Origin of the sequence: Streptomyces muensis, assembly GCF_021474425.1 — a bacterium.
GTDB classification, from domain to species: domain Bacteria; phylum Actinomycetota; class Actinomycetes; order Streptomycetales; family Streptomycetaceae; genus Streptomyces; species Streptomyces muensis.
In genome coordinates, this window is record NZ_JAKEIP010000374.1 from 1 (window position 1) to 6,170 (window position 6,170).

At 73.0% G+C, this 6,170-nt stretch carries 7 protein-coding genes; 1 reads left to right on the forward strand and 6 read right to left on the reverse strand.

The window, feature by feature from the left end; all coding sequences use genetic code 11:
- The 6 genes from L0P92_RS41035 to L0P92_RS41060 form a co-directional block, all read right to left on the reverse strand.
- Nucleotides 1-209, reverse strand: a 209-nt coding sequence (locus L0P92_RS41035) for a hypothetical protein (RefSeq protein ID WP_234768235.1), incomplete at its 3' end; no start/stop codon positions are given.
- A 3-nt stretch (nt 210-212) separates the two neighbouring features.
- Nucleotides 213-1,211 (reverse strand): AAA family ATPase, encoded by a 999-nt coding sequence (locus L0P92_RS41040; RefSeq protein ID WP_234768236.1) that lies wholly within the window; start codon nt 1,209-1,211, stop codon nt 213-215.
- Between the two features lie 136 nt (nt 1,212-1,347).
- Nucleotides 1,348-3,297, reverse strand: coding sequence for a VMAP-C domain-containing protein (locus tag L0P92_RS41045; protein WP_234768237.1), 1,950 nt, complete (start codon nt 3,295-3,297; stop codon nt 1,348-1,350).
- Nucleotides 3,294-3,650, reverse strand: coding sequence for a CU044_2847 family protein (locus tag L0P92_RS41050; RefSeq protein WP_234768238.1), 357 nt, complete (start codon nt 3,648-3,650; stop codon nt 3,294-3,296). The genes L0P92_RS41045 and L0P92_RS41050 overlap by 4 nt, the downstream gene beginning before the upstream one ends.
- Before the next feature lie 171 nt (nt 3,651-3,821).
- Entirely contained in the window at nt 3,822-4,001 is a 180-nt protein-coding gene (locus L0P92_RS41055; protein WP_030049542.1) for a DUF6104 family protein, read from the reverse strand.
- 193 nt (nt 4,002-4,194) lie between these two features.
- Nucleotides 4,195-5,040 carry a hypothetical protein gene (locus L0P92_RS41060; RefSeq protein ID WP_234768239.1) on the reverse strand — a complete coding sequence of 282 codons (846 nt, stop codon included), beginning with the start codon at nt 5,038-5,040 and terminating at the stop codon, nt 4,195-4,197.
- 171 nt (nt 5,041-5,211) lie between these two features.
- Between L0P92_RS41060 and L0P92_RS41065 the strand changes: the two genes are divergently transcribed.
- On the forward strand, nt 5,212-6,170 hold a 959-nt coding region (locus tag L0P92_RS41065; protein ID WP_234768240.1), incomplete at its 3' end, for a DUF4097 family beta strand repeat-containing protein.

Here is a 6,170-nt window from a genome sequence, read left to right on the forward strand (position 1 = left end):
GGGCCGAGGGCCGGTTCCGGGCCGGGCGCGGGGGGCGTTGTGGCCCGGTCGTTCCGTTCCGGGGAGGCCGGCAGCCAGCGGGCCAGCCACAGGGCGTCCGCCAGTTCCTCGACGCCGGGTGGGATGCCCGCGTCCCGCATACGCGCGACCAGCGCCGTGAGCACGGGGCTCACGCCGTCGGCCGGGAGGTCGGGGGCGCGGGGCGTCATCGGCTACCGGGGCCCTCGGTCGAGGGGCTGCATCAGCAGCTCCGAGATCTCCTCGCGGCGCCGGTCGGCCTCCCGGGCGGCGTGCTGGGCGAGGAAGATGGCGTTGAGCAGCTGGTCGGTGGGGCGCAGCGCGCCGTCCGCCTCGGACTGGGTGAACTGGTCGACGAGGTCGCGGTTGGCCTCGTAGGCGCCCTGCCCGAAGTGGGCCTGGACGAGGGCGGCGAGCCGTTCGTCGCGGGGGGCCTTGAGGTCGAGCGGGATGCAGCGGCGCAGCAGGGCGGCGGGGAACTCGCGCTCGCGGTTGCTGGTCATGATGACGAACGGGAAGGCGTGGCACTGGACCTGACCACCGGTCACCGTGACCCGGCGCCCGTCGTCGGTGAGGACCCGCACCTCGGGGTCGCGGTCGGCGATGCGCTCCAGCTCGGGGATGGCGAAGCGGCCTTCCTCCAGGACGTTCAGCAGGTCGTTCGGCAGGTCGATGTCGCTCTTGTCCAGCTCGTCGATGAGCAGCACCCGGGGCTTGTCGGCGGCGAGCAGCGCGGTGCCGAGCGGGCCGAGCTTGATGTACCGGCCGATGTCCTGGGCGCCTTCCTCGCCGGGCAGCTGGGCGTCCTGGAGGCGGCCGATGGCGTCGTAGGTGTAGAGGCCGTCGCGCAGTTCGCTGCGGCTGACGATCGGCCACTCCAGGACGCGGCCGAGGTCGAGCTCGTAGGCGACGGAGTGGGCGAGTGTCGACTTGCCGACACCGGGTTCGCCGGTGACGAGCAGCGGGCGCCTGAGATACAGGGCGGCGTTGACGAGTTCGAGGGCGTCGGGGTCCTGGACGGGCAGCGGGACGGTGCGCTCGCCGAGCCTGCGGTGGGTGGCGGAGTCGAGCTGCGGGATCTCGTAGTCGACGGGCGTGGCGTCGAACTTCCGCCAGGGCGGTGGTTCCGGCAGCGCGTCGATCCTGGCCGGATCCGGCTCCCCCACGCCCCGGTAGATGAACCACTCGCTCATGGTGCGCTCCTCGTCGACGGTCGGTGGTGGTCCACGTCCTGGCCGAAGGGAGCGTCGTGCGCCCGCAGCGGGCCCCTGGAAACATACCCGGAACTGCCGTAATACACCTGGGATTTCGGCCAGGCTTCGGTGCTGTTCACAGCGGTGCGTCCACGGTCTCGGTCTCCTCGGCCGGCAGCGGCCGGCGCGGGTCGTCGTAGAGCAGGGCGAGCGGTTCGGCCCAGGTGCTGTCGGGCCGTTGCTCGCTGATGTCCTGCCGTACGTGGCGCAGCCGGTCGGGGAGTTCGGCGAGCGAGCCGATCGTTTCGAGGAACTTCTCCACGCGCGCGTGGAGCGTGTCGCACTCGGGCAGACAGGCGCCGCGCTCGGGGTGCGGGCCGATGTGCCAGAGCGCCACGGGGTGGCCGCTGCGCAGCGCGTGCTTCATGGCGACGTTGCCGGTGCCCTGTCCGGCCGGGCGGCACATCACGGGGATGCGGTGGCGCTCGGCGGCGTGGTAGCCGGTGGCGTCCACGGCGCCCGGCGGGGGCATGCGCCAGCCCTCGAAGCGCCGCCCGGCGGTGATGCCCTGCCAGCGGTCGAGCCAGAGGTTGTCCGGATATCCCCGGCGCTCAAGAGCGCGCAGCACGAGGCGACGGCGTGCGCCCAGGTGCCCGGGGTCGTTCAGGGCGGCGATGTCCGCGAACCGCCAGCGGTGCACGGCGGTGTCGAAGTGCTCGGCGGGCAGGCCGACTTCGAGCGGTACGGGGTGGCCCTCCCGGTCCTTGGACTCCAGCAGTCCGCCCAGCGGGACGCGCAGCGCCTGGACGAGTTCGTCGGGCCGGCAGCCGTGCACGGAGCGGTCCTCCTTGTGGAGTTCGGGCAGGCCGTCGCCGTCGTCGTACCAGATCTGCCAGAAGAACCGGACGGGCTGCGCGCTGATCACCGGGTCCAGCAGCAGGGCCACGACGGGGCCCTCGCCGGGGCCGGGATAGGAGATCACCACGCGTTCCGGGCCGTGGTCCTCGGGGGGCGGCCGGAGTTCGTCGGGAAGGGTGACGTCCCGGGCCAGCGCGTGCAGATCGCGGCGGGGGTCCCTGCGCAGCCGCCTGGTGATCCAGTCGGCGAGGGCGGGGCTGCCCGCGTCCCGCGCGCGGGCGTGGGCCTCGACGAGCCCGAGGTAGCGCAGGAAGGTGAGCGGGTCGAGCGGGGTGGTGCCCTCGTAGAGCAGACCATGGCCGTCACGCCAGGTCCGCAGCTCGGGCGTGGCACCCGGCCACCGGTTGCCGCTGCGCGCCAGCTTGGCGAGGACATTGACGGTGGGTTCGTCGGGCGGCGACGGCAGCTCGGCCAGCAGGGCGAGCGCCCGGCGCCGGTCGCGGGGCGTCCAGACGGCGCCCTGCCCGTCCGTCGGCCCGCCCTGGAGGTCGATCCAGTTGTCGCCGCTCTCCGACGGCTCCTCGCCGTGCCAGCGGTCATGGGCGGCCATGACCGTGCGGTACGTCTCCCCGAAGCGGCGCAGCGCGGCGATGGCGATGGCCTTGCCGCCGTCCTTGTCTCTGCGCTTGGACTTGATCAGTCCTACGACGGCTCCCGACTCCGGGTCGAGCAGCGGGCCGCCGGACATCCCGGGCTGGAGGTCGATGTCGGGCTTGATGATCAGCCCGTGGGTGTCCTCCTGGCCGTTGATCACGGCGTCCACCATGCGGAAGTGGGCCTCGGGCGGGCCCGGGTAGTAGCCGCAGGCCTTCAGCGCGCCGGAGTGGCGGGCGGCGCGGTCGGTGAGCCACACGCACTCGTGGGGGTGTTCGCCGGTGAGCCGGACCAGGGCCAGGTCCTCGGCCAGCGGGACCCTGGGGTTGCGCGGGTCGGTGATCAGCCACTCCGCGAGCCGGGCCTCGGCGTCGACGCCCTCGCCACGCACCCGGAAGACGAGGGCGCGGTCCGCCGCGAGGTGCCGGCCCAGCACATGGGCGGCGGTCAGCACCCAGCCGGGCGCGACGAAGAAGCCGCTGCCCCATAACGGGCCGTCCTTGCCACCGGCCGGGAGCAGATGGACGGTGGCCGCCCTGACCAGGTCGAAGAGGCGATCGTGCCGCTCGCTCATGCGCCGGCCGCTCTCCGGTCGCCCTCCTCGGCGCCGCCGCGATCGAACTGCCAGGTGAGGGTGACCTCCAGGGACGCCTTGGCCTCCCCACGCGCGAGCACGGCGACCGCAAGGCCCTCCTTGGCGGTCAGTTCCACGCCGAAGGTGATGGAGGCCTCGTCCGGCTTGGCCGCCCGGGCCGCGTCGAGCACGGTGCCGCCGACGGCCTTGATCAGGTCCTGGAGCTGCTCGACCTTGGCGACGGCGGCCTCGGTGAAGCCGACGTCCTCCTGGTCGTCGTAGGGGTCCGCCGCGCCGATCCGGGCGGTGATCACCGTGCCGTCCGGCAGTTCGACATCCTGGATGTGACTCATACCGCTCCCCCGAAGAGCCCGAGCCGCCAGGCCAACCGATCCCGGACGGCGCCCACTTGAACAGCGACGAGGCTAATACCCAGGTTGGTTGCAGGAGTATGCGGGCGTTGCCGCAGGAGTATGCGGCCGCTGCCGCGGGAGTGCGCCGCCGGGCGGGCGTCAGGACACGGCCTAGTCGTCGTCCTCGTCGTCCAGCCGGGCCAGCCACGTCGCCAGGCGCTCCACCGGCACCTCGAAGTCCGGGTTGAGGTCGACGAACGTCCGCAGCTGCTCGGCGAGCCACTCGAAGGTGACCTCCTCCTCGCCGCGCCGCTTCTCCAGTTCCTCGATGCCACGGTCGGTGAAGTACAACTCTTGCTCCTGATACTGACGGGACAAGCCCTCGGGACCTACTCCCTCAGGGTATGCCGCGCCGAGCCGGACCCTCCTCGGGCGTCAGTGGGGTACGTGCCCGGGCCGACCCTCCTCGTCGCCGGTCAGGCACGCGCCGAACCGACTTTCCTCGTCGCCGGTCAGGCACGCGCCGGACCGACCCCCCTCTGCGTCAGTCAGGCACGTGCGTGACGCCGTACGCCAGCCGCAGCGCGCCGTGCGCGAGCAGCACCACCCCGGCCACCACCCACCCACCACTGCGCCGCCGCAGCCCCCAGCCCACGAGCGGTACCCCGACCGCCACCTGGGCCAGGGCGAGGGCGGGTGATCTGGGGCCGCCGACCCAGGGCAGCCAGGGGCCGAGGTGGCGGCCCTCGACGGCGTCCAGTTCCGCGCGCAGGGCGTGCCGCCAGCCCGACCACTCGACCAGGCGGATGTGCGGCTGGTCGCGGGCGGCCGCGCGGAGACCGGCGGCGTCCTCGCCGGGGGCGAGACCGGCGGGCAGGGACACGCCCGCGCGCGTGAGGACGGCGATCAGGCCACGCATGCGTGCCCGTGCGTCGGCCGTGGAGTCGGGGCGTGTCAGCGCGTCCAGGGACTGCATGTCCAGGACCGGGTCGAGACCGAGCCGGCCGGCGAAGGTGCGCATGGCCTCGTCCTCACCGGCCGGGGTGCCGTTGGCGAGCCAGACATAGCCGACGGGGCGGCGGAAGCCGGACGCCAGGGTGTATCCGGCGCGGTCGGCGTCCCACCACAGGGCGAGGACGGGCCAGGGCGCGCCGACGGCGAGGGCGGTGGCCCAGCCGGTCAGGACGCGGTCGACGGGTTCGCCGCCCCCGAGCCACGGCCGGCCCTCGGGAACGAGCACGCTCCACTCCCCGCCGGCCGACGCGAGCAGCATGTCCTCGCGCAGCAGCCGGGCGGCGGGGGCGACGGACTCGGGTTCCGCACGGCAGAGCAGCAGGGCACCCGGGGCGGGGCGGGCCTGACGAGCCGGCCTGGACTGTTCCGTCGACATGACAACACGCTAGGCCGATTTGCCCACCTCGCGAGATTTGTGATCACCAGAACGAGTGCCTTGACTTACGACCACCACGATATATCGTGTTTCTCGTAAGACGCGATATGGCGTGTCGCGTTTCCGATCCGGCCCGTGCGGCCGCGTCCGGTCGCCCAGGAGGTCCGCACCATGTCCGAGTGGTCCGTAGCAGAGCCCAGGAAGCTCACCTTCGACGAGCAGGTGAGCGAGCTCCAGGTGCGCATCGTCAACGGAACGGTGAACGTCGTGGGGACGGACGAAGGTTCCTCCCGCCTGGAGGTCTCCGAGATAGAGGGCCCGCCCCTGATCGTCACCCAGCAGGACGGCACGCTGACGGTGGCGTACGAGGACCTGCCCTGGAAGGGCTTCCTCAAGTGGCTCGACCGCAAGGGCTGGCGGCGCAGCGCGGTGGTCTCCCTCGCGGTTCCGGCCGGCACCCGCGTCGAGGTGGGCGTGGTCGGCGCCGGCGCCGTGGTCTCCGGGATCGACGGCCCGTCGGTCGTCAAGGGCATCACCGGTGACACGACACTCGTCGGCCTGTCGGGCCCGGTCCGCGCCGACACCGTCTCGGGGAACCTTGAGGCCCAGGCCGTCACCGGCGACCTCCGCTTCAACTCCGTCTCCGGCGACCTCACCGTCGTCGAGGGCTCCGGCCCCTCCGTGAAGGCCGACTCGGTCAGCGGCTCCATGATCGTCGACCTGGACCCGGAGGGCCCGACCGACGTCCGGCTGACCAGCGTCTCGGGCGAGATCGCCATCCGCCTGCCGGCCCCGGCGGACACGGACGTCGAGGCCAACACCGCGAGCGGCAGGATCTCCAACGCCTTCGAGGGCCTGCGGGTGCACGGCCAGTGGGGCGCGCACAAGATCACCGGCCGACTGGGCGCCGGCACCGGCAAGCTCCGGGCGACGACCGTCTCCGGCTCGATCGCCCTGCTGCGCCGCCCGCCGAGGGAGGACGAGCCATGGGAGGCGGAGGCCCGGGAGGAGCCCGAGCCGCCGGCCACGGACCCGACGACCGACCCGCTGCCCCACCCTCACCCCACCTCGGGAGACAATTCCGTCTCCGGCCAGGGCTCGGACACGGCGGACACCCCACCCCAGTCCCC